The organism is Microbacterium sp. STRO-2N (assembly GCF_057747775.1).
Genome location: NZ_CM173223.1, coordinates 1877695 through 1904615 on the forward strand (window position 1 = coordinate 1877695; position 26921 = coordinate 1904615).

The 26921-nt window shown below is 68.8% G+C and carries 25 protein-coding genes and 2 tRNA genes; 7 read left to right on the forward strand and 20 right to left on the reverse strand.

Annotation, left to right across the window (positions count from 1 at the left end; translation table 11 throughout):
• The first annotated feature begins 24 nt into the window (after positions 1 to 24).
• Positions 25 to 2031: a DUF262 domain-containing protein gene (locus AC3ANN_RS08740; protein ID WP_488340584.1), complete on the forward strand. Its 2007-nt coding sequence runs from the start codon at positions 25 to 27 to the stop codon at positions 2029 to 2031.
• Between the two features lie 46 nt (positions 2032 to 2077).
• On the opposite strand, the gene nagE is transcribed toward AC3ANN_RS08740, so the two are convergent.
• The 3 genes from nagE to AC3ANN_RS08755 form a co-directional block, all read right to left on the reverse strand.
• On the reverse strand, positions 2078 to 4030 hold the full coding sequence (gene nagE, locus AC3ANN_RS08745; RefSeq protein ID WP_488340585.1) for an N-acetylglucosamine-specific PTS transporter subunit IIBC: 1953 nt from the start codon (positions 4028 to 4030) through the stop codon (positions 2078 to 2080).
• A 268-nt stretch (positions 4031 to 4298) separates the two neighbouring features.
• Positions 4299 to 4372: transfer RNA gene (locus tag AC3ANN_RS08750), tRNA-Ile, on the reverse strand.
• A 50-nt stretch (positions 4373 to 4422) separates the two neighbouring features.
• Complete coding sequence (locus AC3ANN_RS08755; protein ID WP_488340586.1) at positions 4423 to 5508, reverse strand: DMT family transporter; 1086 nt, start codon at positions 5506 to 5508, stop codon at positions 4423 to 4425.
• Between the two features lie 41 nt (positions 5509 to 5549).
• On the opposite strand from AC3ANN_RS08755, the gene def reads away from it, so the two are divergent.
• The gene (def, locus tag AC3ANN_RS08760) at positions 5550 to 6116 is read left to right on the forward strand and encodes a peptide deformylase (protein ID WP_488340587.1); all 567 of its coding nucleotides are present in this window, start codon (positions 5550 to 5552) and stop codon (positions 6114 to 6116) included.
• A 39-nt stretch (positions 6117 to 6155) separates the two neighbouring features.
• On the opposite strand, the gene AC3ANN_RS08765 is transcribed toward def, so the two are convergent.
• The 5 genes from AC3ANN_RS08765 to dusB all read right to left on the reverse strand — a co-directional run bounded on the left by AC3ANN_RS08765 (position 6156) and on the right by dusB (position 11508).
• Positions 6156 to 6228: transfer RNA gene (locus tag AC3ANN_RS08765), tRNA-Asn, on the reverse strand.
• Between the two features lie 77 nt (positions 6229 to 6305).
• Positions 6306 to 7094: an ATP-binding cassette domain-containing protein gene (locus tag AC3ANN_RS08770; protein WP_488340588.1), complete on the reverse strand. Its 789-nt coding sequence runs from the start codon at positions 7092 to 7094 to the stop codon at positions 6306 to 6308.
• A 49-nt stretch (positions 7095 to 7143) separates the two neighbouring features.
• Positions 7144 to 9000 carry a DNA primase gene (gene dnaG / locus AC3ANN_RS08775; RefSeq protein WP_488340589.1) on the reverse strand — a complete coding sequence of 619 codons (1857 nt, stop codon included), beginning with the start codon at positions 8998 to 9000 and terminating at the stop codon, positions 7144 to 7146.
• Positions 9000 to 10343, reverse strand: coding sequence for a deoxyguanosinetriphosphate triphosphohydrolase (locus AC3ANN_RS08780; RefSeq protein ID WP_488340590.1), 1344 nt, complete (start codon positions 10341 to 10343; stop codon positions 9000 to 9002). The genes dnaG and AC3ANN_RS08780 overlap by 1 nt, the downstream gene beginning before the upstream one ends.
• On the reverse strand, positions 10333 to 11508 hold the full coding sequence (gene dusB / locus AC3ANN_RS08785) for a tRNA dihydrouridine synthase DusB (protein ID WP_488340591.1): 1176 nt from the start codon (positions 11506 to 11508) through the stop codon (positions 10333 to 10335). Before dusB ends, AC3ANN_RS08780 begins: the two co-directional genes overlap by 11 nt.
• Positions 11509 to 11560: 52 nt before the next feature.
• Here dusB and AC3ANN_RS08790 point away from each other — a divergent pair, with 52 nt between their 5' ends.
• On the forward strand, positions 11561 to 12064 hold the full coding sequence (locus AC3ANN_RS08790; RefSeq protein WP_488340592.1) for a glutathione peroxidase: 504 nt from the start codon (positions 11561 to 11563) through the stop codon (positions 12062 to 12064).
• Between the two features lie 10 nt (positions 12065 to 12074).
• On the opposite strand, the gene AC3ANN_RS08795 is transcribed toward AC3ANN_RS08790, so the two are convergent.
• The 6 genes from AC3ANN_RS08795 to recO all read right to left on the reverse strand — a co-directional run bounded on the left by AC3ANN_RS08795 (position 12075) and on the right by recO (position 18116).
• A complete protein-coding gene (locus tag AC3ANN_RS08795) occupies positions 12075 to 12755 on the reverse strand; it encodes a DsbA family oxidoreductase (protein ID WP_488340593.1) in 681 nt (226 codons plus the stop codon).
• On the reverse strand, positions 12752 to 13414 hold the full coding sequence (locus AC3ANN_RS08800) for a hypothetical protein (protein WP_488340594.1): 663 nt from the start codon (positions 13412 to 13414) through the stop codon (positions 12752 to 12754). Before AC3ANN_RS08800 ends, AC3ANN_RS08795 begins: the two co-directional genes overlap by 4 nt.
• 72 nt (positions 13415 to 13486) lie before the next feature.
• Positions 13487 to 14881, reverse strand: coding sequence for a glutamate decarboxylase (gene gad / locus AC3ANN_RS08805; protein WP_488340595.1), 1395 nt, complete (start codon positions 14879 to 14881; stop codon positions 13487 to 13489).
• A 56-nt stretch (positions 14882 to 14937) separates the two neighbouring features.
• On the reverse strand, positions 14938 to 16416 hold the full coding sequence (gene gadC, locus AC3ANN_RS08810) for a glutamate/gamma-aminobutyrate antiporter GadC (protein WP_488340596.1): 1479 nt from the start codon (positions 16414 to 16416) through the stop codon (positions 14938 to 14940).
• 147 nt (positions 16417 to 16563) lie between these two features.
• The gene (locus tag AC3ANN_RS08815; RefSeq protein WP_488340597.1) at positions 16564 to 17376 is read right to left on the reverse strand and encodes an isoprenyl transferase; all 813 of its coding nucleotides are present in this window, start codon (positions 17374 to 17376) and stop codon (positions 16564 to 16566) included.
• Positions 17373 to 18116, reverse strand: a complete 744-nt coding sequence (gene recO / locus AC3ANN_RS08820; protein ID WP_488340598.1) for a DNA repair protein RecO — start codon at positions 18114 to 18116, stop codon at positions 17373 to 17375. Before recO ends, AC3ANN_RS08815 begins: the two co-directional genes overlap by 4 nt.
• A 104-nt stretch (positions 18117 to 18220) precedes the next feature.
• Between recO and AC3ANN_RS08825 the strand changes: the two genes are divergently transcribed.
• Genes AC3ANN_RS08825 through AC3ANN_RS08835 form a run of 3 tightly spaced genes read left to right on the forward strand, consistent with a single transcriptional unit; the run spans position 18221 to position 20045 of the window.
• Positions 18221 to 18688: a MarR family winged helix-turn-helix transcriptional regulator gene (locus AC3ANN_RS08825; protein WP_488340599.1), complete on the forward strand. Its 468-nt coding sequence runs from the start codon at positions 18221 to 18223 to the stop codon at positions 18686 to 18688.
• Positions 18685 to 19320 carry a hypothetical protein gene (locus tag AC3ANN_RS08830; RefSeq protein ID WP_488340600.1) on the forward strand — a complete coding sequence of 212 codons (636 nt, stop codon included), beginning with the start codon at positions 18685 to 18687 and terminating at the stop codon, positions 19318 to 19320. The genes AC3ANN_RS08825 and AC3ANN_RS08830 overlap by 4 nt, the downstream gene beginning before the upstream one ends.
• A gap of 38 nt (positions 19321 to 19358) precedes the next feature.
• Complete coding sequence (locus AC3ANN_RS08835) at positions 19359 to 20045, forward strand: trimeric intracellular cation channel family protein (protein WP_488340601.1); 687 nt, start codon at positions 19359 to 19361, stop codon at positions 20043 to 20045.
• 85 nt (positions 20046 to 20130) lie between these two features.
• Here the strand turns inward: AC3ANN_RS08835 and leuA are convergent, their stop codons facing one another.
• Positions 20131 to 21891: a 2-isopropylmalate synthase gene (gene leuA / locus AC3ANN_RS08840; protein WP_488340602.1), complete on the reverse strand. Its 1761-nt coding sequence runs from the start codon at positions 21889 to 21891 to the stop codon at positions 20131 to 20133.
• 208 nt (positions 21892 to 22099) lie between these two features.
• On the opposite strand from leuA, the gene AC3ANN_RS08845 reads away from it, so the two are divergent.
• A complete protein-coding gene (locus AC3ANN_RS08845) occupies positions 22100 to 22729 on the forward strand; it encodes a hypothetical protein (RefSeq protein ID WP_488340603.1) in 630 nt (209 codons plus the stop codon).
• A gap of 14 nt (positions 22730 to 22743) precedes the next feature.
• Here the strand turns inward: AC3ANN_RS08845 and era are convergent, their stop codons facing one another.
• Genes era through AC3ANN_RS08870 form a run of 5 tightly spaced genes read right to left on the reverse strand, consistent with a single transcriptional unit; the run spans position 22744 to position 26887 of the window.
• Positions 22744 to 23658, reverse strand: a complete 915-nt coding sequence (era, locus tag AC3ANN_RS08850; protein WP_488340604.1) for a GTPase Era — start codon at positions 23656 to 23658, stop codon at positions 22744 to 22746.
• Positions 23655 to 25007 carry a hemolysin family protein gene (locus AC3ANN_RS08855; RefSeq protein ID WP_488340605.1) on the reverse strand — a complete coding sequence of 451 codons (1353 nt, stop codon included), beginning with the start codon at positions 25005 to 25007 and terminating at the stop codon, positions 23655 to 23657. Before AC3ANN_RS08855 ends, era begins: the two co-directional genes overlap by 4 nt.
• The gene (gene ybeY / locus AC3ANN_RS08860; RefSeq protein ID WP_488340606.1) at positions 25004 to 25474 is read right to left on the reverse strand and encodes an rRNA maturation RNase YbeY; all 471 of its coding nucleotides are present in this window, start codon (positions 25472 to 25474) and stop codon (positions 25004 to 25006) included. Before ybeY ends, AC3ANN_RS08855 begins: the two co-directional genes overlap by 4 nt.
• Positions 25471 to 26583, reverse strand: a complete 1113-nt coding sequence (locus tag AC3ANN_RS08865) for a PhoH family protein (protein ID WP_488340607.1) — start codon at positions 26581 to 26583, stop codon at positions 25471 to 25473. The genes ybeY and AC3ANN_RS08865 overlap by 4 nt, the downstream gene beginning before the upstream one ends.
• Complete coding sequence (locus AC3ANN_RS08870; protein ID WP_488340608.1) at positions 26540 to 26887, reverse strand: HIT domain-containing protein; 348 nt, start codon at positions 26885 to 26887, stop codon at positions 26540 to 26542. Before AC3ANN_RS08870 ends, AC3ANN_RS08865 begins: the two co-directional genes overlap by 44 nt.
• Positions 26888 to 26921: the final 34 nt, after the last annotated feature.

Here is a 26921-nt window from a genome sequence, read left to right on the forward strand (position 1 = left end):
CCGCGCCCATAGACTGGATGGGCCATGGTCACTGCCACGAACGTCGACGCGACCGCCGTCAACACGATCGGGTGGCTGTCAGCCGCGGACTGGACGATCGTCGTCCCGGTCTACCAGCGGCAGTACCGGTGGGACATCGGCGGCTGCGAGCAGCTCCTGGCCGATATCCGCGCGGTGGCAGACCTCGACGATCGCCACATGCACTTCATCGGCTCGATCCTGTCTTCGTCGAGCGCCGAGTTCGGCGACACCGAGCTCGTGCTGATCGACGGCCAGCAGCGCACCACGACCCTCATGCTGCTCGTCGCGGCGCTCCAGCACACCGTGCGCGCCGCGCATCCCGAGCTCGCCGATGAGCTGCAGCGCGTGCTGGTTCACTCGAAGGATCCTTCCCGCACGAAGCTGCGTCCGCATCCGGCGTGGGCTTCGGTGTTCGAGCGCGTCGTACTGGATCTGCCGCTCGCACGCGGCGAGCAGCGCGACTCGCGCTTCGACGACAACTACGCGTTCTTCCGCAGTCAGATCAGCCTCGACGAGGCGCCGCACATCTGGCGCGGCCTTCAGAAGCTCGAGCACGTGGCGATCACGCTGGGGGCCGGAGCCAACGCGCAGCAGATCTTCGAGAGCCTCAACTCCACGGGCGAGCCTCTGCGCGACCACGAGCTCATCCACAACTACGTGTTGATGGGCTTGAACCACGCAGAGCAGCGCCGGATCGAGTCGGAGTGCTGGCAGCCGATCGAGCGGGACACGGGCGAGGCGATCGCCGACTTCTGGCGCCAGTACCTCACCATGCGCACGGGCCGCGAGGTGACCGTGGTCGGCGGCCGCGGCGTCTACGACGCGTTCCGGCACGAGTTCCCGCGGCTCGAGTTCGCCGACCTCGTCTCGCACGCCGAGGAGTGGCGCGCGCTGGCGCGTGTGTACCGGATCCTCCTCGATCCCGCACAGGCCCCTGACGCCGATGTCGCCCGCCAGCTGCGCTACCTCAACACGTTCGGCTCGGCGATGTACCCCCTCGTCATGCGGGCGTACCGCGATCTCGAGCTGGGCAGGATCGATCGCACCGAGCTCATCGAGACCCTCGAGATGGTGCAGTCGCTGCTCGTGCGTCGCTCCGTCGTGGGCACCGGCGTCGAGCGTCTGGTCGCGCGGCTCTGCCGCGCGCGCGAGCAAGGCTACGGCGCGCTCGTCACGGCGGTGTCGCGTATCACGCCGTCCGATGAGCGCATCGCCGTCGCGTTGAAGTACTCCGAGCTCCCCCACGCGACCTACGTGCTGGGTCGCCTCGCCGGCGTCGACGGCGCGGCGGACCTCGACCTCGAGCACATCTTCCCTCTCGCACCGGGCGACTCGTGGTCGGGCGACGGCGTGCGGGAGTGGTCGTCGTACACCGAGGACGAGCAGAACAGCCACCGCGCGCTCGCGCACACGATCGGCAACCTCACCGTCCTCGAGGAGGATCTCGCCCTTCGTGCCTTCGACCGGTCGTTCCCCGAGAAGAAGAGCCTGTACGCGCGCAGCGCCGTCCGCACCACGACGGAACTGGCTGAGCTGCCCGCGTGGGGAACCGCCGCGATCGCCGAGCGCTCCGCCCGGCTGACCGACCGGTTCGTGCAGGTGTGGCGCCGCCCCGGCGGACCGGCGATCGACGACGACGGCCTCACGCCCATCCTCGACGCCGTGCGCCGACGCGGGTGGCCGCCCGGGTGGCACCGCGAGTGGTCGTACGTCGAGTACTGCGGCGAGCACTGGGAGGTGTACGACGTCAAGCACCTCTTCAACCGCGTGTTCAAGCGACTCTGGGCCGACGCTCGCGATGCCGTCGTCTCGTACAGCGCGCGCCGTGGTGGTCCCGTTTACACCGCACAGTCCTGGAACGGGCAGTGGGACCGGCTGGACGACGAGCACTCGCTGTACATGGGGTGGGACTCCAGCTACATGCTGAGCGCCGTGCAGGGGGTCCTCGACGAGGCGGGGATCGCCCCCGAGGTGTTCGTCAAGTACTCCTACATCGGCAACGCCATGTGACAGGCGGTGACGGATGCCGCGGCATCCGTCACCGCCTTCGCCGGTCCTATGAGAACTCGATCGTCGCGTTCTCGTTGTTGAGGACGATCACCGGCGTGATGGCTGGGTGCCCGGCAGCGCGGATGCGGTCGAGGTCGAATCGCAGCAGCGGCGTGCCGGCACTCACGGACTGCCCCTTCTCCACGAGGGTCTCGAATCCGTCGCCCTTCATGCCGACGGTGTCGATGCCGACGTGGATGAGCAGCTCCGTGCCGTCCCGAAGGACGAGGGCCACCGCGTGGCTGCTCTCGAACGTGGCGCCGACCGTCGCATCCGCGGGTGCCACGACTGTGTCGCCTGTGGGCTCGATCGCGACACCCGGGCCCATGATCCCCTGCCCGAACGTCGGGTCGGGCACCTCTGAGAGCGGAACGACCTTGCCCTCCAGCGGCTGCCGGAGCGAGATCGTCGTCGCCGGTGCGGCGGTGAGGACGCCGCCTCCCCCGGCGTCCACCGACGCCGCGGTCGACGTCGACGCGGCCTCGGGGGCAGCGCCTTCGGGCACCGTGGCCTCGCCCGATATGATCCGCTCCATCGCATCCTTCACGAACTGGACGTTGAGCCCGTAGACGACCTGGACGGACTTGCCGCCGGGCTTCATGGTGCCCGCAGCGCCGGCCCGCTTGAGCGCGGTGTCGTCGACCTTCGAGACGTCGGCGACCTCCATTCTCAGGCGCGTGGCGCAGTTGTCGAGCTCGACGATGTTCTGTCTGCCGCCGAGGGCGTCGATGAATCGGCCGGCCGTCACGAGATAGGCGTCGTCCTTGACGTGGGTGTCGAACTCGGTGCCCTCTCCGAGGATGTCGTCGTCCTCGCGTCCCGGCGTCTTCAGGTTGAAGCGCTTGATGAAGAAGTAGAAGACCACGAAGTAGATGCCGAACCAGAACAGACCCATCACCGGGATCAGCCAGGGATTCTGGGCCATCGGATTCATCCAGCCGAGGACGAGATCGACGAATCCGCCCGAGAAGCCGAAGCCCATGCGCACGGGGAGTATCTGACTGATCGCCATCGAGATGCCCGTGAAGACCGCGTGCACGAGGTACAGCACGGGGGCCAGGAACATGAAGGCGAACTCGAGCGGCTCGGTCACGCCGACGAAGAACGACGAGATGGCGCCGCCGAGGAGGATGCCGTACGCGAGCTTCTTGCGCGTCGTCTTGGCCGTCAGGTACATCGCGAGAGCCGCGCCCGGCAGCCCGAACATCATGATCGGGAAGAAGCCCGTCATGTACTGGCCCGTCACTCCGTACGTGCCCGTTCCGTCGAGGAAGTTGTTCAGGTCGTTGATGCCGGCGACGTCGAACCAGAACACCGAGTTCAGTGCGTGGTGGAGGCCGACGGGGATCAGCAGGCGGTTGAGGAAGCCGTAGATGCCCGTGCCGAATGCGCCGAGCGTGACGATCCACTCTCCGAACCCGACGAGCGCGGTGTAAACGAAGGGCCATACGAAGAAGAGGATGATCGCGAGCACGAGCGAGAAGCCCGCGGTGACGATCGCGACGGAGCGCTTGCCCGAGAAGAACGACAGCGCGTCGGGCAGCTTGGTGTCCTTGAACCTGTTGTAGCACCACGCGCCGATCAGACCGCAGATGATGCCGACGAACACGTTCTGCACCCGCAGGAACGCGGGGTCGACCTCGTTGACGTTGCCGACGCCGGTGAAGAGCATCACCGTCTCGGGCTTGAGGAGCGTCGTGACGACGAGCCACGACACGAGACCGGCGAGAGCGGAGGTGCCGTCGGACTTGTTCGCCATGCCGATGGAGATGCCCACCGCGAAGAGCAGGGCCATGTTCCCGAGCAGCGACCCGCCCGCCGCGTCGAGGAACGTCGAGACGAGGTTCGGATTCTTCCCGCCGTTGCTGATCCAGAAACCGATGCCCGACAGGATCGCCGCGACCGGCAGCACGGCCACCGGGAGCATGATCGATCGTCCGAGCCTCTGCAAGAACTTCATTGTTCGCCTCCGTGGGGAGCCAGGGACAGTGTGATGCCGATGACGCTACACGGAACGCCGGCGGACGCGACAGAGCGCCCCCTCCGAAAGTAAGGATGGTGAACGAACTCTCACCTGGGGCCGCGTCCGCGCATCGCGGCCGGGTCGACGTCCGCCTCACTTCGGGCGCGGACGCGCCGCATGACGGACGAGTTCACCGGGCGGATCGTCGATGAGCATGCCGACGGACCGCAGCCCACGAAGCCGGCGTCCGAGCGCGCTCGAGTTGTAGGGCGGGTGGGACTTGAACCCACGATCGTCGGGTTATGAGCCCGCTGCCTTGACCAGCTTGGCCACCGCCCCTTGCACATGCGTGCGCAGAAGAGCCTACCCGGGGTCTCGCGATGGCGGCGTCAGCGCTGTCCTGCGTCGTCCGCCGGATCCTTCACAGGCGGCTCGGGCCACACCTTGGCGACGGCCTCGGTGACCCGGATGGAGCCGGTGCGCGGGTGAGCGGCATCCGCCACTCCCCCGCTGCCGCGCTGGATCGGCAGCTCCTGACTGTCGCTGACGATCTGAGGATGATGCCGCGCCAGCTGGAAGACGCCCCACACCGAGATCGCCCCCGCGATGCCGAAGGCGATGTACACCCACAGCGGCGCTCCTGCGGCCTCCTGCAGCACCAGCAGGCCGATCAGGATCGCCACGAGCGGATCGACCACCGTGAGGCCTGCGACGACCAGGTCAGGCGGCCCCGAGGAATACGCCGTCTGCACGAAGTAGGCGCCGACGATCGCACTGAGGATCAGAGCGGCGAGGCAGACGAAGGTGAGCCAGTCGAAGTCGCCGGTCTGGACGCGCACGATGACGACCTTGGCGAGCGTCGCCACGAATCCGTAGATCACCCCGGCCGCGGTGATGTAGAAGAGCGCTCCGACGCGCTTGCGGAACCAGATCCACAACCCGGCGAAGACGATGGTCACGATGCCCAGCAGGATGAGGATCGTGATGAGCTGTCCGTTCGAGACCGGCTTCTCCGTCGCGAACAGGGCGGCGATCGTGACGAACAGGAAGATGCCGCCCACGCACGCGGCGATGGCGATGAGCGACCGCTTCGTCGGTCGGTGTCCGCTGATCTGGGCGTTCAGGAGCGTCGTGATGACGAGCGCGATCGCGCCGAGTGGCTGCACCACGATGAGCGGCGCGAACGCGAGGGCCGACAGCTGGCAGACGATCGCAAGCGCGAGCATGAGCGTGCCGATCACCCACGACGGGCGGGACAGCAGCTTCAGCAGCTGCCCTGCGCCGAGCCCCTGGTTCGCCGTCGAGCCGCTCAGCCGCTCGACCTTCGTCACGCCCCGGTGCTGGTACTGCGCGCCGAACGACATGAACACGGCACCGAGCAGCGCGAGCGGAATCCCGATGAGGATGCCGGGGTTCTGGAACGCGCCGACGAGCTGATCGCCGACGTCCTCGAGCTCTGCCACGGTCCACACCACATGACGACACTAGCCGCAGGTGCCCCCGATAGGCTCGAGGCGTGGCCGTTCTCCCGATTCGCATCATGGGCGATCCCGTCCTCCATTCCCCCGCATCGCCCGTCGAGGCGATCACCGACGAGATCCGCGAGCTGGTCGCGGACATGTTCGAGACGATGGATGCCGCACCCGGCGTGGGCCTCGCGGCCCCGCAGGTCGGCGTGCCCCTGCGGCTCTACACGTACTCGTACGCCGACGACGACGGCGCCCCCTGGCGCGGCGTGATCATCAACCCCGAGCTGTGGATGCGCCCGACCGAGCCCGGCGAACCGGATCCCGATGAGGAGTCCGAGGGATGCCTGTCGTTCCCGGGCGAGCGGTTCCCGCTCCGTCGGTCCGAGGAGGTCCTCGTGACCGGCATCGACCTCGACGGCGAGCCCGTTCGGATCGAGGTCGACGGGTGGCGTGCCCGCATCATGCAGCACGAGTTCGACCATCTCGACGGCGTGCTGTACGTCGACCGTCTCGGCGACGGGGACTGGAAGACCGTGCAGAAGATCGCCCGCAAGCGTGGCTGGGGTCGTCCTGGGCAGTCCTGGACGCCCGGCGTCGACGATCTCGACGCCTGACACGAAGAAAGCCCCGAGGGTGGAGCCTCGGGGCTTTCGCTCCCCCACTTGGACTCGAACCAAGAACCTATCGGTTAACAGCCGATTGCTCTGCCAATTGAGCTATGGAGGAATGTCCGCGCTCTCGCGCGGGCAACCAGTCCATATTAGCAAAGCTCACGGGGTGGTCATGACATCGACCGCCGACGATCACGACCCGACGAGGCGCCGGTCGGCCGAGGCGCTCGGAGTCCAGAGCAGGTCGCGGGTGCCGTGACCGTACGCGACGGCGTGGCCGCCGCGAAGCACGAGCACATCGGCGTCCAGATCTCGCACGACGTCCGCCTCGTTCGTCACGACGAGGGTGGCCATGCCGAAGTCTCGGCGCCGGCGCACAATCGCCTCCCGCGCCGCCTTGCGCACCTCGACATCGAGATTCGCGAACGGCTCGTCGGCGATCAGCACGCGAGGCTGGAGGACGAGCGCCCGCGCGAATGCGACACGCTGGCGCATGCCGGCGCTGAGCTCGTACGGGTACTTCGCGGCCACGCCGAGCGGAAGCATCATCTCGTCGAGCAGAGCCGACACGCGCACCGCGAGGGCCCGCTGGTTCACCCTCCGGTCCCGGCTCGTGATCGGCTCCCCGATCACCTCGGCGACGGTGAGACGCGCGGGCAGGCGTGCGCCCGCGGACTGCGGAAGGTACCCGCAGTAATAGGTCAGCAGACGCTGGGCGCGGCCCGGACGACGCACCGGGATGCCCTCGACGTGCGCCGTGCCGCCGACGACGGCGAGACCGGACTCGTCCGCGCCCGCGAGAACGGCGGCCAGCGATGACTTGCCTGCGCCGGTGGGGCCCATGACGGCGAGGGTGGCGCCGTGATCGAGCGTGAAGGAGACGCCGTCGATGACGCGCGCAGCCGATCCGCCGCGCCCGGCGCGTGCGATCGAGATGTCCGAGCAGTGGATCGCGACATCGGCGTCTCGTCGTCGGGCCATGCCCCTCATCCTGCCGTGCGCGGGTCGTCCGCGCCAGCCGCGCGGCGCGTCACACCTCTTCGAGGAGGGTTCGTCGCCGGACGTCCAGCTCGCGCAGCCGGATGCGGATACCGCGGCCCTCGTCCGAGTCCGCGGGCACGCGCTGGATCGCACCGAGCAGCTCGGCCTTCTCGCGATCGAGGGCTCTCATCACGAGTCGTCGCAGCAGGTCGCCTGCCGACGTCACCGCGGCATCGTCGTTCAGGGCCGGAAAGTCTCCCGCCAACAGCTCCGCGCCGAGGGTGCGGTAGGGCTCGCGGACCGTGTCGATCGCGTCGACGGCCCATCCGGGCCGCTGCCTGTCGGCGGCCCCGCGCACGGCGATCCGGACGGCATCGAGCGCGGGATGGCGGAACGGCGGTTCGAGCGCGCGCTCGACCAGGGCCGCGTCGAGGCGATGCCCGAACTGGAGCACGCCCATCAGCGCATCGCGTTCGAGCCCCGCCTCCGGCGTGCGCGGCAGCTCGGCGAGCCCGACCCGCAGCGCGGCGTCGCCACCGGGCGCGGGCGCCGGAGCCGGCTCGTGCGCGCCCTCGCGCCGTGAGCCCCCACCTCGCCCCGCGCGGTCCACCTCGCGGCGGACGTCCTCGGTGTCCATGCCGAGACGGCGTGCGAGCACGCGCACGTACTCGGGCTGCAGCAGCGGGTCACGCAGCTCGGCGACCACGGGAGCCGCGGCTCGCAGGGCACCGACGCGTCCCTCCACGCTCGCGAGGTCGAAGCCGGAGATGCGCTGGTCGAGCACGAACTCCACCATCGGCACCTTCGTGTCGACGAGCGCGCGCACCGCGCCGTCGCCGCGAGCGAGCCGCAGGTCGCAGGGGTCGAGCCCCTCCGGTCCGGTGGCGACGTAGGTCTGGGCGTTGAACCGCTTGGCGTCGGCGAAGGCGCGGAGCGCGGCCTTCTGGCCGGCGGCGTCCGGATCGAACGTGAACACTACTTCGCCCGCGGTCGAGTCGTCGCCCATCACGCGGCGGAGCACGGTGATGTGGTCGGAGCCGAACGCGGTGCCGCACGTGGCGACGGCCGTCGTGATGCCAGCCAGGTGACAGGCCATGACGTCGGTGTAGCCCTCGACCACGACGACGCGGTGCTCCCGCGAGATGTCGCGCTTGGCCAGGTCGAGGCCGTACAGCACCTGTGCCTTCTTGTAGATCGTCGTCTCGGGCGTGTTCAGGTACTTCGGCCCCTGGTCGTCGTCGAAGAGCTTCCGGGCCCCGAACCCGATCACCTGACCGGTGACGTCGCGGATCGGCCACACGACCCTGCCACGGAAGCGGTCGTACACCCCGCGCTGGCCCTGCGAGACGAGCCCCGCCGAACTGAGCTCCTCGTCGCTGAAGCCCTGCGACCGCAGTGCCGCGTGCATCGACGACCAGCCCTTCGGCGCGTAACCGACGCCGAAATGCGCGGCGGCGCCGGCGTCGAAGCCGCGCTGACCGAGGAATCGGCGCGCGATGTCGGCCTCGGACGACGTGAGCTGCCCGCGGAAGTACTCCGCGGCGGCGGCGTTCGCGGCGTACAGCCGCGCGCGACCGCTGTGCTCGGGCGCCGCGCCGCCGTCCTCGTAGTGCAGCGTGTAACCGATGCGCGCGGCGAGACGCTCGACCGCCTCGGTGAACGACACATGGTCCATGGCGCGCAGGAACGAGTACACGTCACCCGACTCGCCACAGCCGAAGCAGTGGTAGAAGCCCGCCTGAGGGCGCACGTTGAAGCTCGGACTGCGCTCGTCGTGGAAGGGGCACAGGCCCTTCAGCGAGCCCACGCCCGCCGACTTCAGTGCGACGCGCTCGCCGATGATGTCGGCGATGTTGGTCCGCGCCTTCACCTCGTCGACGTCGGCCTGACGGATCCGCCCCGCCATCAGCGGTCCTCGCGCGATCGGGCGTCGACGGGGCGTGCGCCCGGTGCCCAGACGCCGACGGATGCCGCGTCCACCGGCGCGATGAGGGCGCCATGCCATGCGATCGCCAGCTGATCGGTGAGGCTCGCGACCTGGTCCACGACAACGCGCCGGCGTGCGGCATCCGTCTCGGCCGCCGCGAAGTCCTGCCCGTGGAGCGCGTCGAGCGCCTCGGGCCGCTCCCACAGCGCGGTCGCCAGTCGCTTCAGCAGGCGGCGCTGCTCCTTGTAGAGATCCTTGCGTCCTTCGATCGACACGACCGCGGCGCCGATGATGCCCTTGAGCACCGCCATCTCGGCCTCGACCACGCGTGGCACGACGAGGTGGCCACGGTACCGCGTCAGCACGCTCGCCGCGTACGCCTCGCGCGTCGCGGTCGTCGCGGCCCGCGCGAAGCGTCCGATGAGGTCCGAGGTCAGGTTCTTCAGACGCGCGAGGTCGGCCCGGGTCCCGTCGAACACGCCGATCCATTCCGGGATGCGGGTCAGGCGGAACAGCGCGTCCTCGAGCTCGTCGCGGGCGAAGTCGAAGCCCACCCATGACTGGATCGCGGTGAGCAGCGCATCGTGCTCGGCCGGGTCGGCGAGCCGCGCGGGATCGAGGTAGCCGTTGACGATCGCGTCCTCGAAGTCGTGCACCGAGTAGGCGATGTCGTCCGAGAGGTCCATCACTTCGGCCTCGATGCACCGCACGCGCCCAGGGGCGTCCTCGCGCAGCCAGCGGAAGACGGGCTCGTCCTCGGGATACACCCCGAACTTCAGGCGGCCGCCAGGATCAGGCAGTGGGTGATCCGCCGTCCAGGGGTACTTGCACGACGCGTCGAGGCTCGCGCGTGTGAGGTTCAGGCCGAAGCTGCGACCGTCGTCGTCGATCACCTTGGGCTCGAGCCGGGTGAGGATGCGCAGCGTCTGCGCGTTGCCCTCGAAGCCGCCGATGTCTTCGGCCCACTCGTTGAGGGCGCGCTCGCCGTTGTGGCCGAACGGCGGGTGCCCGAGGTCATGGCTCAGGCACGCCGTGTCGACGACGTCCGCGGCAAGGTCCAGCGCCGTGGCCAGCTCGCGTCCGACCTGCGCGACCTCGAGCGAGTGCGTCAGCCGGTTGCGGGCGAAGTCGGCCGGGCTCGCGGGGCTCAGCACCTGGGTCTTCGCGGCGAGGCGCCGCAGCGCGGCCGAGTGGAGCACGCGTGCGCGGTCCCGTGCGAAGTCGTCTCGCTGCGAACGGTGGTGTTCTATGTGGAAGCGGGCGGCGTCCGCGTCGTCGTAACCGGTGGGACGGTCGGACGGGCCGACGAGGTCAGCCGCCACTGTGGTCGAGTTCCGCTTCGGCGAGGGCGCAGGACGCGTCGGCACCGAGCTCACGGGAGTCCAGCCATCCGTCGGGCAGTGCCGGCCGCTTCGGCGTGCCGGCGCGCCCGCGCTGGCCCTCGGCGGCGGCGCCCGGGTAGGGGGCCTCGAGGTCCAGGGTCGCGAGGAGGGCGTCGATCTCGTCGAGGCTCGCCACTGTCGCGAGCTTCGCGCGCACGTCGCCGCCGACCGGGTAGCCCTTGAAGTACCACGCGACGTGCTTGCGGATGTCGCGACAGCCGCGGTCCTCGTCCTCGAAGAACTCGACCAGGAGCTCCGCATGACGGCGGAACGCGCGGGCGACGAACCCCAGCGTCGCGTCGACCGGCTCGGTCGGCGCGGCGCCAGGCGAACCCAGCGCACGGGCGAGATCCCCGAACAGCCACGGCCGGCCGAGGCATCCGCGCCCCACGACGACGCCGTCGCATCCGGTCTCGGTCATCATGCGCTCGGCGTCGTCGGCCGACCAGATGTCGCCGTTGCCGAGCACCGGGATGCTTGTCACGGCGTCCTTCAGCTTCGCGATCGCCGACCAGTCCGCGTGCCCCGAGTAGAACTCCGAGGCGGTCCGCGCGTGGAGGGCGACAGCGGCAACGCCGGCGTCCTCGGCGATGCGGCCCGCGTCGAGATAGGTGAGGTGGTCGGCGTCGATGCCCTTGCGCATCTTCACCGTGAGCGGGATATCTCCCGCTGCGCGTGCCGCGCGCGTCACGATCTCGCGGAACAGCCCGATCTTCCAGGGCAGCGCGGCACCTCCGCCTTTGCGCGTCACCTTCGGGACGGGGCATCCGAAGTTCAGGTCGATGTGGTCGGCACGATCCTCTTCGACCAGCATGCGGACCGCCGCCTCCGTCGTCGAAGGATCGACGCCGTACAGCTGGATCGATCGCGGCGTCTCGGACTCGTGGTGCGTGATGAGCCGCATCGTCGTCGCGTTGCGCTCCACGAGCGCGCGCGTGGTGATCATCTCGCTGACGTAGAGGCCGGCCCCGTACTCGCGGCAGAGGCGCCGGAACGCGGTGTTGGTGATCCCCGCCATCGGCGCGAGCACCACCGGCGCGTCGAGGTCGATGGGCCCGATGCGGAGAGTCCGCGCGGGCGCGATGGCAGTGGTCACGTCAACCATTCTCCCAGAGGAATCCGCCGCTTCGCTGAATCCGAGGGCATAGCCTGGGGATATGACCGAGGCCACGACCACCGACCTGCGCGACATCCCCTTCCAGACCGCCGACGGCGGCACCGCGACCCTGTCCGATTTCGAGGGAAGCGTGCTGCTCGTGGTGAACGTCGCTTCCAAGTGCGGGCTGACCCCTCAGTACGAGCAGTTGGAGCAGCTGCAGCGCGCGTATGCGGATCGCGGCTTCACCGTGCTCGGGTTCCCCTGCAACCAGTTCATGGGGCAGGAGCCGGGCTCGATCGACGAGATCCTCGAGTACTGCTCGACCACGTGGGGCGTGACGTTCCCGGTCTTCGACAAGGTCAAGGTGAACGGCGGCAAGGCCGCCCCGCTCTACAAGGCCCTCAAGAAGACGCGGGACGCAGAGGGCAAGAAGGGCCCGGTGCGGTGGAACTTCGAGAAGTTCGTGATCACGCCCGAGGGCGAGGTGCACCGCTTCCGCCCCAACACGAAGCCCGACGACCCGGCGATCGTGGAGGTCATCGAGGCCAACCTGCCCCGATGACCTCGACGGATCAGCCGACGGTGGCCGCCGGCTCGAGGTGCTCGGCCCACACCTGACGCACGATCTGCGCGAACGCCTCCGGCGGCTGTGCGCCCGAGACGCCGTACTTGCCGTCGATGACGAAGAACGGCACGCCGTTGATCCCGTACGCGGTCGCCTGCGCCTGATCGGCGCGCACCGCGTCGAGGAACCGACCGCTGCGCAGGGCCTCGCGCGCGGCGTCGGCGTCGAGTCCGGCATTCGTCGCAAGCTCCACGAGCTCGTCTTCGCGACCCAGGTGGCGTCCCTCGGTGAAGTAGGCCGACATCAGCCGCTCGGCGAGCTCATGCTGACGACCCTGCTCCTTCGCGAAGTGCAGCAGCTCGTGCGCCTTCACGGTGTTGGTGTGCTTGAGAAGGTCGAACCGGTACTCCAGGCCCGCTTCGGCCGCGACGCCGGTGACGCGCTCGAGCATCTGCTGCGCCTGCGCCGGCGAGATGCCCTTGTGCGTCGCGAGGTAGTCGGCCTCGCCGCCCTCGAAATCCACGGGCGTGTCGGGCGACAGCTCGAACGAATGGAACGTCACCTCGACCGCAGGGGCGTCGTCATCGGCGGATGCCTCGGCCAGTCCCTTCTCGAGATTCCGCTTGCCGATGTAGCACCAGGGGCAGGCGATGTCGCTCCACACGTCGATCTTGATCGCATCCGTCATGCTGAGGGCAACCGCGACCGACCGCCCTCGTATTCCATCGACCGCCGCGCCAGCACGGCGGCGAGGAAGAAGCAGACCGCCCCGAGGAACGTGCCGAGGTTCACCCAACGCAGATTGAAGATCTCGGCCGTCGCCGGCAGCACGTACGCGCCGACCGCCGAGAATCCGAACGCGACCGAGCCTGCCATGTTCAACCACGTTCCGTGGGCGGTGCGCGCGTCCGGGTCCCACAGCTCATGGCGCCGGTAGGCCGCCACGAGGGCGGCTCCGCTCGAGAGGAGGAACGCGGCCGAGCCCCAGGCATCCGGGACCCAGCCCGTGGACGCGGTCCCGGACTGCTGGATCGCCCCGACGAGCACGGCAGCTGTGCTCACGTTGAACAGGAGCGTCCCGACGAACTGCACGGCCGCCGACCACCAGTCCGCGAAATCCGCCGGTGACGACGAACGATGCGGCGGGCGTCTGCCGCTGAGCGCGAGCTGGATGAACGCCGCCAGCGTGAAGAAGATCGAGCCGGCGAAGAACGTCGCGGCGTCCCACACCGCGCCGACGGCATCGGCGTACCAAGGGACCACACCCAGCGCGAACAGCGCCGAGCCGATCGCGAACCCCCAGGACTCACGTCGCAGTCGAGTCGTCCGGGTTCGGTGAGGGCGCACCCGCACGATCGTAGCGGTTGACGCCGCCGGGTCCGCGGCCCCTGAGGGAGTCGGGGACCCGGCGGGTCCGCGTCAGTGGTGGAAGGCTCCTGCCTCTTCCTCGCTCATCGGCACCGTGATGGGGTGCCGATCGAAGTGGGCGATCGCATCACGGTAGTCGTCCATCAGGAGTGACGCCTGGTCGCGTTCGAACCCGGCGCGGACCAGGATGCGCTGCACCGGAAGATCCTCGCGGTGCGGCGGCATCGTGTACGCCGGCACCTGCCAGCCGCGCGTGCGGAGGCGGTCGGCGAGGTCGAACAGCGTGAATGCGTGCTCCATGCCGTCCTTGAGCTTCCAGGACACCGCCGGGATGCCGTTCTGCGGGCTGCCGTCGTTGATGATGTCGAAGTGCCCGAGCTTCTCGATCTCGGCGGCGAGGTACATCGCGGTGTCGTAGCAGGACTGGTGCACCTTGCGGTACCCCTCGCGGCCGAGCCGCAGGAAGTTGTAGTACTGCGCGACGATCTGCCCGCCGGGGCGAGAGAAGTTCAGCGCGAACGTCGGCATGTTCCCGCCGAGGTAGTTCACGTTGAAGATCAGGTCTTCGGGCAGGTCCGCGGCATCCCGCCATACAACCCAGCCCACGCCCAACGGCGCCAGGCCGAACTTGTGGCCCGACGTGTTGATGGACTTGACGCGCGGCAGACGGAAATCCCACACGATGTCGGGCGCCGTGAACGGGGCGAGGAAGCCGCCGCTCGCGCCGTCGACGTGGATCGGGATGTCGAGCCCGGTCTCCGCCTGGTGCGCGTCGAGCGCCTCGCTCACGGCTTGGACGGGCTCGAAGGCGCCGGTGAAGGTGACGCCCAGCGTCGGCACGACGCCGATCGTGTTCTCGTCGACGCGCTTGAGCACCTCCTCGGGATTCATGTGGAACCGCTCGCCCTCCATCGGAATCTCGCGCAGCTCGACGTCCCAGTAGCGGGCGAACTTGTGCCAGCAGACCTGCACCGGGCCGGTGATGAGGTTCGGCTTGTCGGTGGGCTTGCCGGCCGCGCGCCGGCGCGCCCGCCAGTTCCACAGCAGGGCCATTCCTCCGAGCATCGCCGCTTCGCTCGAACCCGTGGTCGACGTGCCGAGTGTGTTGGCGGCGTCCGGCGAGTTCCACAGGTCGGCGAGCATGTGCACGCACCGCTCTTCGACCGCCGCGGTCTGCGGGTACTCGTCCTTGTCGATCATGTTCTTGTCGAGCGTCTCAGCCATGAGCTGGCGGACCTCCGGCTCGAGCCAGGTCTGGCAGAACGTCGCCAGATTCTGCCGCGAGTTGCCGTCCATCATGAGCTCGTCCGAGACGACCTGGTACGCGTGTCGGGCGAGATGCTCCTTATCCGGCATCCGGTACTTCGGCATCGAGATCGACAGGTCGGTCGACGAGAAGACCTCGTCGAGCATCTCGTCCCGGATGTTTTCGCGCTTGTGCAGCATCTTGGTTCCCCTACTTCGATAGAGATCAGTCGGTATGCGTCGTCATCGGGCGAGCGTCAGGTGGTCACCGCCTCCGTCTTGTTCGCATCCACATCGCCGTCCTCGTGCGCGTGGGAGACTTCCGGGTGGATCTTCCAGCTGTCCTTGCGGAACAGCATGATGATGAATGGCCAGATGCCGAGTCCGACGATGCCGCCCACGAGCAGCAGCGTGTAGCCCATCTGCCCCATCGTGCTGCCTTCGGGCTCCACGAAGCCGATCAAGAAGGCGAGGAGACTCGCGAGGAAGCCGAGCCAGCCGAAGAAGCCCATGGCGGGGGTCCGGAACCCGCGCTGCACATCAGGATGCGTCCGGCGCAGCCTCATCGCCGCGAGGAACATCATCATGTACATGATCAGATAGAGCTGGACGGCCATCGCCGAGAAGATCCAGAACACACTCTGCACTGACGGCACGACCGCGAACAGCACAGCGAGCACCGTCACGATGAAACCCTGGACGACCATGATCGGCACCTGCATGTCGTTCTTGTTCGTCTTCTGCAGGCTCGGCGGGAGATATCCCTGGCGCCCGACGAGCAGAAGACCCTTGCTCGGGCCGGGGATCCACGTGACGACGGAGGCGAGGATGCCGAACACGATGAGCAGCGCCATCACCGTGGTGCCCCATGGCATGCCCAGCTGCTGGAAGAACACGTCGAAGGCCTGCAGCACGCCCTGAGTCAGGTTGACGTCGCTCGGGGCGACGCCGACCGAGAGGGCGAGGGTCGGGAAGATGAACACGACGAGGATGACGACCGAGGCCAGGACGATCGCACGAGGGAAGTTCTTCGCGGGCTTGTCCATCTCGTTGACGTGGACCGCGTTCATCTCCATGCCGGCGTAGGACAGGAAGTTGCTGACGATGAGCACGATGCTGGCCAAGCCGGTCCACGTCGGGAACCACTGAGCCTCGGTCACGGGAGGAAGCTCTGACTTGCCGCCCGACGTGAGGAACAGGATCGCGAAGAGCACGAGGCCAAGCGAGGGGATGATGGTGCCGGCGAGGAAGCCCCATTTGCTTACCCCCGCGAAGGCTTTGACGCCACGGAAGGCGATGAACGTCGAGAACCAGTACACGACAAGGATCACGGCGCCGGTGAACAGCCCGTTGTTCGCAAGAGCGGGGTTGAACACGTAGGCCAGCGCCGACGCGAAGAACGCGAGCTGCGCCGGGTACCACACGACGTTCTGGATCCACTGCTGCCAGATCGCGCTGAAGCCCATCCGTTCGCCGAAGGCCTCCTTCACCCAGACGAACACGCCTCCCTTCCATCCGCTCGCGAGCTCCGCCGCGACGAGTGCGACGGGCACCATGAAGACGAGCGCGGGGAGGATGTACAGGAAGATCGACGCCCACCCGTACTCCGCCATCGCGGGGAGACCGCGTACGCTCGCGACGGCGGTGGCGATCAGGATCGCCATCGTCGTCCAAGACATGCCGGCCGCAGCTTTCTGTGCGGCCGCAGCCGCTCGGGACTTGCTGTTATCACTCATGTCGACCCCTCGATGTGAGGGCCCCAGCGGGGCCACCCGGGCCGCCAGACGCGTGGAGATGCGAGCAGCGACGCTTTCGCGTCCGACTTAACTCGCGGTGTCAGCGTCCCAGCATCGCGCAGAATGCGTGAAATCCGCTCGGAGGTCTCAGCTGCCGGGCGGTTGCGGCACATCGACGGCGCCGCCGAACCGCCGTTCGCGGCCGAGGTAGAGGTCGATCCCGTGCCACAGGTCGGCGCGTGTGAAGTCCGGCCACAGCGTGTCGAGGAACACGAACTCGGCGTAGGCCGACTCCCACAGCAGGAAGTTCGAGGTGCGCTGTTCGCCGCTGGAGCGCAGGAACAGGTCGACGTCGGGCATGTCGGGCCGATAGAGGCGCCGCTGGATGAGCTTCTCCGACACCGCCGACGGCTTCAGCCGCCCGGCTGCCACGTCGTCGGCGATCGAGCGCATCGCGTCGACCAGCTCGACGCGCCCGCCGTAGTTGACGCACATCGTGAGCGTCAGCACGTCGTTCGCCGCGGTGAGCTTCTCGGCGTACTGCAGCTCCTTGATGACGCTCGACCACAGGCGGGGCTTGCGTCCCGCCCACTGCACGCGCACGCCCCACTCGTTCAGCTGGTCGCGACGACGGTGCAGCACATCGCGGTTGTAGCCCATCAGGAAGCGGACCTCCTCGGGCGAGCGCGACCAGTTCTCGGTCGAGAACGCGTACACCGACAGGTGCTTCACACCGGCCTGGATCGCGCCCGCGACGACGTCGAGGAGCGCCGCCTCGCCTGCCTTGTGGCCCTCGATGCGGGTGAGGCCACGGCGGTTCGCCCAGCGTCCGTTGCCGTCCATGACGATCGCGACATGCTTCGGCACGGTGCCCGGCTCGTAGTGCGGCGGGTACACGCCCGTCCAGTCGAGCGGGCGATAGGGCACCGCGTCGCGGTGCGTGTACGGCTTCGGGGTCACCTGGCGCCTTCCTGCGGTGCAGCCGAGACGTGGGAGAGCGAGCGGATGCCGCGCTCGAGGTGCCACTGGGCGTACGCCGCGATGAGTCCCGATGCGGCCGCCGTCGAACCCGGAGCCGCGGCATCCACCGCATCCCACTCCCCTGCCATGAGCGACTGAAGGAGGGACACGGTCGCCGTGTCGATGCGCGCCGCGCCGGTGGGGGCGCAGTCGCCGCACACGATGCCGCCCTGCTGCGCGACGAACGTGTTATGGGGACCTGCGCGCCCGCAGCGGGCGCACTCCGAGAGGCCGGGCGCCCAGCCCGACAGCGCCATCGCGCGCAGCAGATAGGAGTCCAGCACGCTGCGCGCCGCATGCTCGCCACGGGAAAGGGCCCGCAGGCCGCCCACCAGCAGCAGGTACTGCTGCGGCGTCGCCTCGGCCTCGTTGAGCCGGTCGGCCGCCTCGACCATCGCGTGCGCGGCGGTGTACCTGTCGTAGTGCACCGCGATGTCGGCGCCGTACGAGCCGAGTGACTCCGCCTGCTGGACGATGTCGAGCGAGCGCCCCTGATAGAGCTGCACATCGGCGACCATGAACGGTTCGAGCCGCGCGCCGAACCGCGACGAGGTGCGCCGGACTCCCTTCGCCACCGCGCGCAGCTTGCCGTGGCGACGGCTCAGCATCGTCACGATCCTGTCGGCTTCTCCCAGTTTGTGGGTTCGCAGGACCACGACCTCGTCGCGGTAGGTGGGCACCCGTCAATTATCGCTGTGCCCGCGCGCGTTGCGGCGCCCCACGCGGGCCGGGTGCTCTGCCGCCGCGATCGAGCCACGGCTATACATTATGTATACTATTCACTATGTCGGCAACGAACATTCTCGATCGCCTCCTCGCCATCTCGCAGCTGCTGGAGGCCGATCAGGCGTCCGAGCTCGACCGGCGCGGGCTCACCACCGCGCGGACGCATCTGCTCTGGGTGCTCTACCACGGCGGCCCGGCGACCCAGATCCAGCTGGCGGAAGCGATCGGCGTCACGCCGCGCAACGTCACGGCCCTCGTCGACGCGCTCGACGCGACGGGCTTCGCCCGCCGCGAGCCGCATCCGACCGACCGGCGTGCGGTCCTCGTCCACCTCACGGAGCGCGGGCTGTCGATCATGGAGACGATGGATGCCGAGCACACGGCCCTCGGGAGCGACCTGGTCGCCGGCCTCGACGACGACACGATCGCCACGGTGGCGCACGCGCTCGAGCACATCCAGCGCCGGCTCGGCGACCTCATCGCCGAACATGCGGCGCGTGAGGACGAGCGGGCGGACCTTCGATGACCACCGTGAGCTCGTCCACACCGTCGGCTGTGCACACCGCGAGGCGATTCGCCCGCATGGCGTGGCGCGCCGAAGTCGGGGTCTGGCAGAGCCTCTACCGCTGGGCGTTCCGGCGACCGCGGGTGCCGGCTGGTGCGTCGGGGTTCACGTACCACTCCCCCGTGCTGACCATCCTGGTGATCTTCATCGTCCTCTCAGCCGTGGAACTGCCGATCGTCGACCTGATCGTGCATCCCTGGCCGTGGGTGCGGATCCCGCTGCTGATCCTCGGCATCTGGGGCCTCACCTGGATGTTCGGACTCCTCCTCGCGTACCTCACGCGTCCGCATGCCGTGGGACCGGAGGGCATCCGGGCGCGGCTCGGGGCGGATCTCGAGGCCGTGCTGCCGTGGGACGTCGTCGAGTCGGTCGAGCGGTCGCGAGATGTCGCCGAGAAGGCCCCGAAGGTGCGTGACGAGGAACACGGGCGCACCCTGGCGATCCGCATCGCGAATGAGACGAACGTGCTCATCGTGCTCGAGCGCCCGGTGTGCGTCCACGTCGGCGGGCGCGACGTCGAGGTGGACGCGGTCCGGCTGTGGGTCGACGACCTCGACGGCTTCCTCGACGCGGTGCGCACGCACATCCCCTGAATCCCCCGCACGGTGCGACGTACCGCGACAATGGAGGGGTGGACGCGCAGGCCTTCGTGATCCCGCTGTGGGCGGATCTTGTCGCCGTCGGTCTCGGCGGGATCCAGGGCGCCCTCTTCGCGTCGGGCTTCCGCGGTCAGCAGCGCCTCGACCTGCTCGGTGTCGCCATCATCGGAATCGTGGTCGGCATGGGCGGCGGCCTCATCCGCGATCTCCTGCTGAACGTCACGCCGACGACCCTGCAGAGCAACTGGTACCTGCTCACCGCGACGGGCGCCGCGCTGTTCGGGATGCTGCTGGCCGGGGTCTTCCAGCGGCTCAACGCCCTCATCGTCGGGCTGGACGCGCTCGTCATCGGCCTCTTCGGAGCCTTCGGCACCAGCAAGGCGCTCGTGCTGGGGCTGCCTCTCGTTCCGGCGGTGTTCGTCGGCGTGTGCTCGGCGGTCGGCGGCGGCATCCTGCGCGACATGATCATGGGGCTCCCGGTCGCGATCATGCACGTCGGGTCGCTGTACGCCGTGGCCGCAGGCGCCGGCTGCCTGGTGCTCGGGATCGCGCACGAGCTCGGCGCGAACGTCGTGGCGGCCGCGGCGATCGGCATCGCCGTGACGACCGTCATCCGTCTGCTCGCGGTCATCTTCGACATCTCGCTGCCCGAGCAGCGCGCGCTGTACCGCCGCAAGGTCGCGGTCGAGACCTCGACGATCCCGATCGTCAAGTCCTGACCGGATTGCGCCCGAAACGCCGTGCCGAGCACCCCGACGGGCGCGTGCAGGGATCACCCGCGCGCGCCCGCCGAGAGTTCGCTCGTCAGACCCCCGCGAGGGCCCCGGAGCGCTCCCGCGTGCGGATCGCGCGGTTCACCCCCGACACGATCGCCTTGAGCGACGCGGTCGAGATGTCTCCGTCGATGCCGACGCCCCACAGGCGCTCGCCATCGACCTGCAGTTCGACGTAGGCGGCAGCCTGCGCGTCGCCGCCGGCGCTGAGTGCGTGCTCGACGTAGTCGTACAGAGTCACGTCGAATCCCTGCGCGCGCACGATCTCGAGGAACGCCGCGACCGGGCCGTTGCCATGACCGGATGCCTCGTAGCTGTCGTCGCCGTCGCGCAGGGTGACATCGAGAGCGACGTCACCCGACATGTCGCTGCGCGTGCTGGTCGCCAGCAGCTCGAAGCGGCCCCACCGGTCGTCGGCCACCTGCGACGGCAGGTACTCGTCGGTGAAGATGGCCCAGATCTGGTCGCTCGTCACCTCGCCGCCCTCGGCATCCGTCTTCGCCTGCACGACGCCCGAGAACTCGATCTGCAGCTTGCGGGGCAGGTCGATCGCGTGGTCGGTCTTGAGCAGGTACGCCACACCGCCCTTGCCGGACTGCGAGTTCACCCGGATGACCGCTTCATACGAGCGCCCCAGGTCCTTCGGGTCGATCGGCAAGTAGGGAACGGCCCAGTCGATGTCGTCGACGGTGACGCCCGCTTCTGCGGCGCGGGCCGCCATCGCCTCGAACCCCTTCTTGATCGCGTCCTGGTGCGAGCCGCTGAACGCCGTGAAGACGAGGTCTCCGGCCCAGGGGCTGCGCTCGGGGACGGGCAGCTGGTTGCAGTACTCCACCGTCCGCTTCACCTGATCGATGTCGCTGAAGTCGATCTGCGGGTCGACGCCCTGCGTCAGGAGGTTGATGCCCAGCGCGACGAGGTCGACGTTGCCGGTGCGCTCGCCGTTGCCGAACAGGCACCCTTCGATGCGGTCGGCGCCGGCCATGTAGCCGAGCTCGGCCGCGGCGATCGCAGTCCCGCGGTCGTTGTGCGGGTGCAGTGACAGGATCACGTTCTCGCGGTGGTTGAGGTGGCGGCTCATCCACTCGATCGAGTCGGCGTAGACATTGGGGGTCGCCATCTCGACCGTTGCCGGCAGATTGATGATGACCTTGCGGTCGGGCGTCGGCTCGAACACCTCGAGCACCTGGTTGCACACGTCGACAGCGAACTCGAGCTCCGTGCCGGTGTAGCTCTCGGGCGAGTACTCGTAAAAGACCTGGGTCTCGGGAACCCGCTTCTCGAACTCACGGCACAACCGCGCGCCCTCGAGGGCGATGTCGATGATCCCCTGTCGGTCGGTGCGGAACACCACCTCGCGCTGCAGCACGCTCGTGGAGTTGTACAGGTGCACGATCGCGCGCTTCGCGCCGGCGATCGACTCGTAGGTGCGCTCGATCAGATGGGCGCGGGCCTGGGTCAGCACCTGGATCGTGACGTCGTCGGGGATCAGGTCGTCTTCGATGAGCTGCCGTACGAAGTCGAAGTCGGTCTGACTCGCCGACGGGAAGCCGACCTCGATCTCCTTGTAGCCCATGCTCACGAGCAGATCGAACATGACGCGCTTGCGCTCCGGGCTCATCGGGTCGATGAGTGCCTGGTTGCCGTCACGCAGGTCGACGGCGCACCAGCGCGGCGCCGTCGTGATGCGCTGGTCGGGCCACGTGCGGTCGGGCAGATGCACCGCGATCTGCTCGTGGAACGGCCGGTACTTGTGGATCGGCATGCCGGACGGCTGCTGGGTGTTCTCCATGATTCGTCGCTTCTCTCTTCGCCCGATGGGGCTGGCTCGATGCCTGATGATGCGGGCCAACGAGAAGCTCCGCGACGAGGAAGGCCCTAGAACGAGGTCTCGTCGCGGCGGCTAAGAAGGAGAAGCGTGCCCGCGCGCATGTATCGATCGTAGCAGGATGCCGCGAACAGGCGCGAGACGATCGCATCATGCACGACACTGGCAGGGTATGAGCCGCCGTCCCAGAGCACTTCGCCTCGTCCTGACGCTCGCCGCCGCGGGCCTCGTCGTGACGGCGTGCGCCACGCCGTCCGCTTCCGACGCCCCTCCGGGTGCATCGCTCGGGTCGCTGTGGCCCGCGCCGCCGGAAGGCGAGGTGGTGGGCGTCGGGACCGTGATGGATGTCGCGCGCAGCGCCGAGCTGTGCCTCGGGCCGGTCGCCGAGTCGTACCCGCCGCAGTGCTCGGGCATCCCGCTCGAGGGCTGGACGTGGGACGGACTGGAGGGCTCCGAGACGTCGGGCGATACGACGTGGGGCGCGTACGCCGTGCACGGCACGTACGACGGCGAGACGCTGACGGTGACGCAGCCGCCCGTGATGCTGGCACTCTACGACCCGATGATGATCGAGGACCCGACGGGGGGCGAGCCCGGCTCGACCGACGAGGACACGCTGCTGCGCATCCAGGAGGACCTCCCCGCTGCTCTCGGCGAGGAGTACCTCGGCTCCAGCCCGCAGGACGGCCGGCTGTGGGTCGACGTCGTGTGGGACGACGGTACCTGGCAGCAGGCCGCCGACGACGACTTCGGCGCCGACGTCGTGGTGATCCGCTCGGCGCTTCGCGAGACGGCGGGCTGAGACCCGACTCCGGGTCAGAACCCCAGGCGGCCCAGCTGCTTCGGATCGCGCTGCCACTCCTTGGCCACGCGCACGTGCAGCGAGAGGTACACACGGGTCCCGAGGAGGGGCTCGATGCCCGCCCTCGCGCGCGCGCCGACGTCGCGTAGACGCGAACCCTTGTGCCCGATGATGATCGCCTTCTGGCTGTCACGCTCCACCACGACGTCCGCGTAGACATCCGTGAGATCGGAGTCCTCGCGGGCGGCGATGTCCTGCACGACCACGGCGATGGAATGCGGAAGCTCGTCGCGCACGCCCTCGAGCGCCGCCTCGCGGATGATCTCGGCGATGCGGTCCTCGGTCGATTCGTCGGTCACGACATCGTCGGGGTACAGCGCCGGCCCCACGGGCATGAGCGAGAGCAGCTCGTCGCTCAGGACCTCGAGCTGATCGCGGGTCAGCGCGGACAGCGGGATGACGGCTGCCCAGTCCTCGCGCAGCTGGTCGACCTCGATCAGGCGCTCGGTGATCTGCTCGCGCGTCGCGGCATCCGTCTTCGTCACGATCGCGACCTTCTTCGCGCGCCCGTACCCGTCGAGCGACTCCGCGATCCGGCGGTCGCCCGGCCCGACCTTCTCGGTCGCCGGAACGCAGAACCCGATGACGTCCACGTCTCCGAGCACCTGCTCGACGAGGTCGTTGAGCCGCTGGCCGAGCAGCGTCCGCGGCTTGTGGAGCCCCGGCGTGTCGACGATCACCAGCTGGCCGCCGGGACGGTTCAGGATGCCTCGGATCGCGCGCCGCGTCGTCTGCGGCTTGTCGCTGGTGATGGCCACCTTCTCGCCGACCAGGGCGTTGGTGAGCGTGGACTTGCCGACGTTGGGACGGCCGACGAACGTCACGAATCCGGACCGCCCCTCGGCAGGCTCGGCGACGGGTTCGGTCATGGGCTGTCCTCCTTCTTCGAGACGCGGATCTCACCGGTGCGCGCCCCCACCGTGCGGATCTCACCGGTCCGCGGGGCGCGGCCGGAGTCTGGCGCGGATTCGCCGCGCTCGACGAAGACCGTCGAGATGCCGCGGCCGCGCCCCCTCGACGCACCGCCGGTCAGCACGAGACCCCCGTACTCCGCGGTCGCGCCGGGCTGGGGGACGCGACCGAGCGCCTTGCCGAGCAGGCCGCCGATCGAGTCCACGTCCTCGTCCTCGAGCTCGAGGCCGAACAGATCGCCGACCTGGTCGAGGCCGAGCCGGGCGCTGACCCGGTAGTGGCCCGGCTCCAGTTCGGTCACCTCGTCGGCGCGCGGGTCGTACTCGTCCGAGATGTCGCCGACGAGCTCCTCGATGAGGTCCTCCAGCGTCACGAGCCCCGAGACGCCGCCGTACTCGTCGATCACGAGGCACACGTGGACGGCGTCGCGCTTCATCTGCTGCAGCAGCGTCTCGGCCTTCATGGACTCCGGCACGAACACCGCGGGGCGCGCGATCCGCGTTATCGGCGCGTCGCGCCATCCCGACTCGTCCCTGAAGCCGAACTGCACGAGATCCTTGAGGTACAGGACTCCGACGACATCGTCGGCGTCGTCGTCGACGATCGGCACCCGCGACACGCCCTTGTCGAGGAAGATCGCCATCGCGTCGCGGGTCGAGGCCGAGGCATCCACCGTCACCATGTCGGTTCGCGGCACCATGACCGCGCGCACGAAAGTGTCGGTGAAGTCGAACACGGAGTGGATCAGCTCGCGGTCGTCCTCCTCGATGAGCTCGTTCTCTGCCGCCTCGTCGATGATGCTGAGAAGCTGTTCCTCGGACGCGAATGAGGCGCCGCGGGACGCGCCGGGCGTGATGCGCGTGCCGAGCGCCACGAGCCCGTGCGCGAGCGGCCCGAGGAGGATGCGCACGCCGCGGATCACCGGAGCGGATCCGCGCAGGAGCGCCTTCGCGTGCAGCCGGCCGACGGTGCGCGGGCTCGCGCCCACCACGACGTACGACACCCCGGTCATGAGCACGGCCGCGGCGAGCATCGCCCACCAGATGCTGTTGAACAGGTCGACGAAGGCCACCGTCACGAGGACGGCGGCGGAGGTCTCGGCGAGCACGCGGATGAAGATCACCGCGTTCGCGTGCGCCTCCGGATCGGCCGCGATGCGCTGCAGCGAGCGGGTGTTGCGTCCCTCGGCGCCGAGTTCGGCGAGATCCGCGCGCGAGGTCACCCCGAGCGCGGCGTCGATCGCGACCATCAGGGCCCCGAACGCGAGCAGCAGCACCGCCGCGACGAGCAGGAGGGCAGCGGTCATGTGCGCGGTCGTCGCCGCTCGGCGGCTTGGAACGACGCGATGAGCTCGCGCTGCAGGCCGAACATCTCACGCTCCTCGTCGGGCTCGGCGTGGTCGAAGCCGAGCAGGTGCAGCAGCCCGTGGGTGGTCAGGAGGATCAGCTCGTCCATGGTGCTGTGCTTGGCGGCGACCGCCTGGGTCTCGGCGACCTGCGGGCACAGCACGATGTCGCCGAGCAGCCCCGGCGGGGTCGGGGTGTCCTCTGTGCCGGGACGCAGCTCGTCCATCGGGAAGCTCAGGACGTCGGTCGGACCCGGCTCGTCCATCCACTGCACGTGCAGCGCCTCCATCGCGCCCTCGTCGACGAGGAGGATCGCGACATCGGCCTCCGGGCTCACGTGCAGCTCGGCGAGGTTGTGCTCCATGAGCCGCAGCAGGACCGTCTCGTCGACGTCGATGCCCGATTCGTTGCCGATCTCGATGGTCATGAGCGTCCTCGCTTCGGAAGGTGGTCTCGCGGTCCAGCCGGGCGCGCCACCGAGCGGCGCTCCGCCCGGTTGGCGAATTCGGATGCCTCGTCCCGCTCGCGACGCGCGGCGAGCCGGCGTTCGTCGTACTGGCTGTACGCGTCGACGATCCTCCCGACGAGGGTGTGCCGAACGACGTCGTCACTGGTGAGATACGCGAAATGGATGTCGTCGATGTCGTTCAGCACCCGGGTCACGAGGCGCAGACCCGAAGCGCCCTGCGGCAGATCGATCTGGGTGATGTCACCGGTGACCACCATCCGCGTTCCGAAGCCGAGACGCGTGAGGAACATCTTCATCTGCTCGGGTGTGGTGTTCTGCGCCTCGTCGAGCACGACGAACGAGTCGTTCAACGTCCTTCCGCGCATGTACGCCAGCGGCGCGACCTCGATGGTGCCCGTCGCCATCAGCTTCGGAACGAGCTCGGGGTCCATCATCTCGTTGAGCGCGTCGTAGAGCGGTCGCAGGTACGGATCGATCTTGTCGGTGAGCGTGCCGGGGAGGAAGCCCAGCCGCTCCCCCGCCTCCACCGCGGGACGCGTGAGGATGATGCGGCTGACCTCCTTGCGCTGGAGCGCCTGCACGGCCTTGGCCATCGCGAGGTAGGTCTTGCCGGTTCCGGCCGGGCCGATGCCGAAGACGATGGTGTGCTCTTCGATCGCGTCGACGTACGCCTTCTGCCCGAGCGTCTTGGGGCGGATGACCTTGCCGCGCGACGACAGGATCGCCTCACCGAGCACTTCGGACGGACGCGGTCCCCCCTCGCTGCGCAGAATGCGGTTCGACGAGGTGACGTCCTCTTCGCCGAGCGAATGCCCGGCCTTCGTCATGGCGAGCAGCTCGTCCACGAGCGAGCGAGCGGCGGCTACAGCCGCGGCGTCGCCGCTCAGCGTGATCTCGTTGCCTCGCACGTGCACGTCGACATCCGGATGCTCGCGCTCGACGACGCGCAGCAGGCGATCCTGCGGGCCGAGCAGCTGGACCATCGCGACGCCGTCGGCGTACACGCGTTCGGTGGTGGTTTCGTCAGGCACCAAGGCTCTTCTCTTCGAGTCCTCCCGCGAGCACATGCGCGTGCACGTGGAAGACGGTCTGGCCCGCGTTCGGGCCCGTGTTGAACACGAGGCGGAAGTCCCCGTCGCCGTGCTCGGCGGCCAGCGAGTTGGCGAGCCCGACGAGCTCCGACAGGAGCTCCGGGTCGCCGGCGGCCAGTTCGACGACGTTGCGGTACTGCTCGGTCTTCGGGATCACGAGGAGGTGCAGCGGCGCCTTGGGGGCGATGTCACGGATGGCGAACGCGTTCTCGGTCTCGGCGATGATCTCGGACGGGATCTCGCCGTTGCGGATGCGGGTGAAGATCGAGGGCTCGCTCATGCGCAAAGTCTACCGACGGGGTCTCGCCACGAGA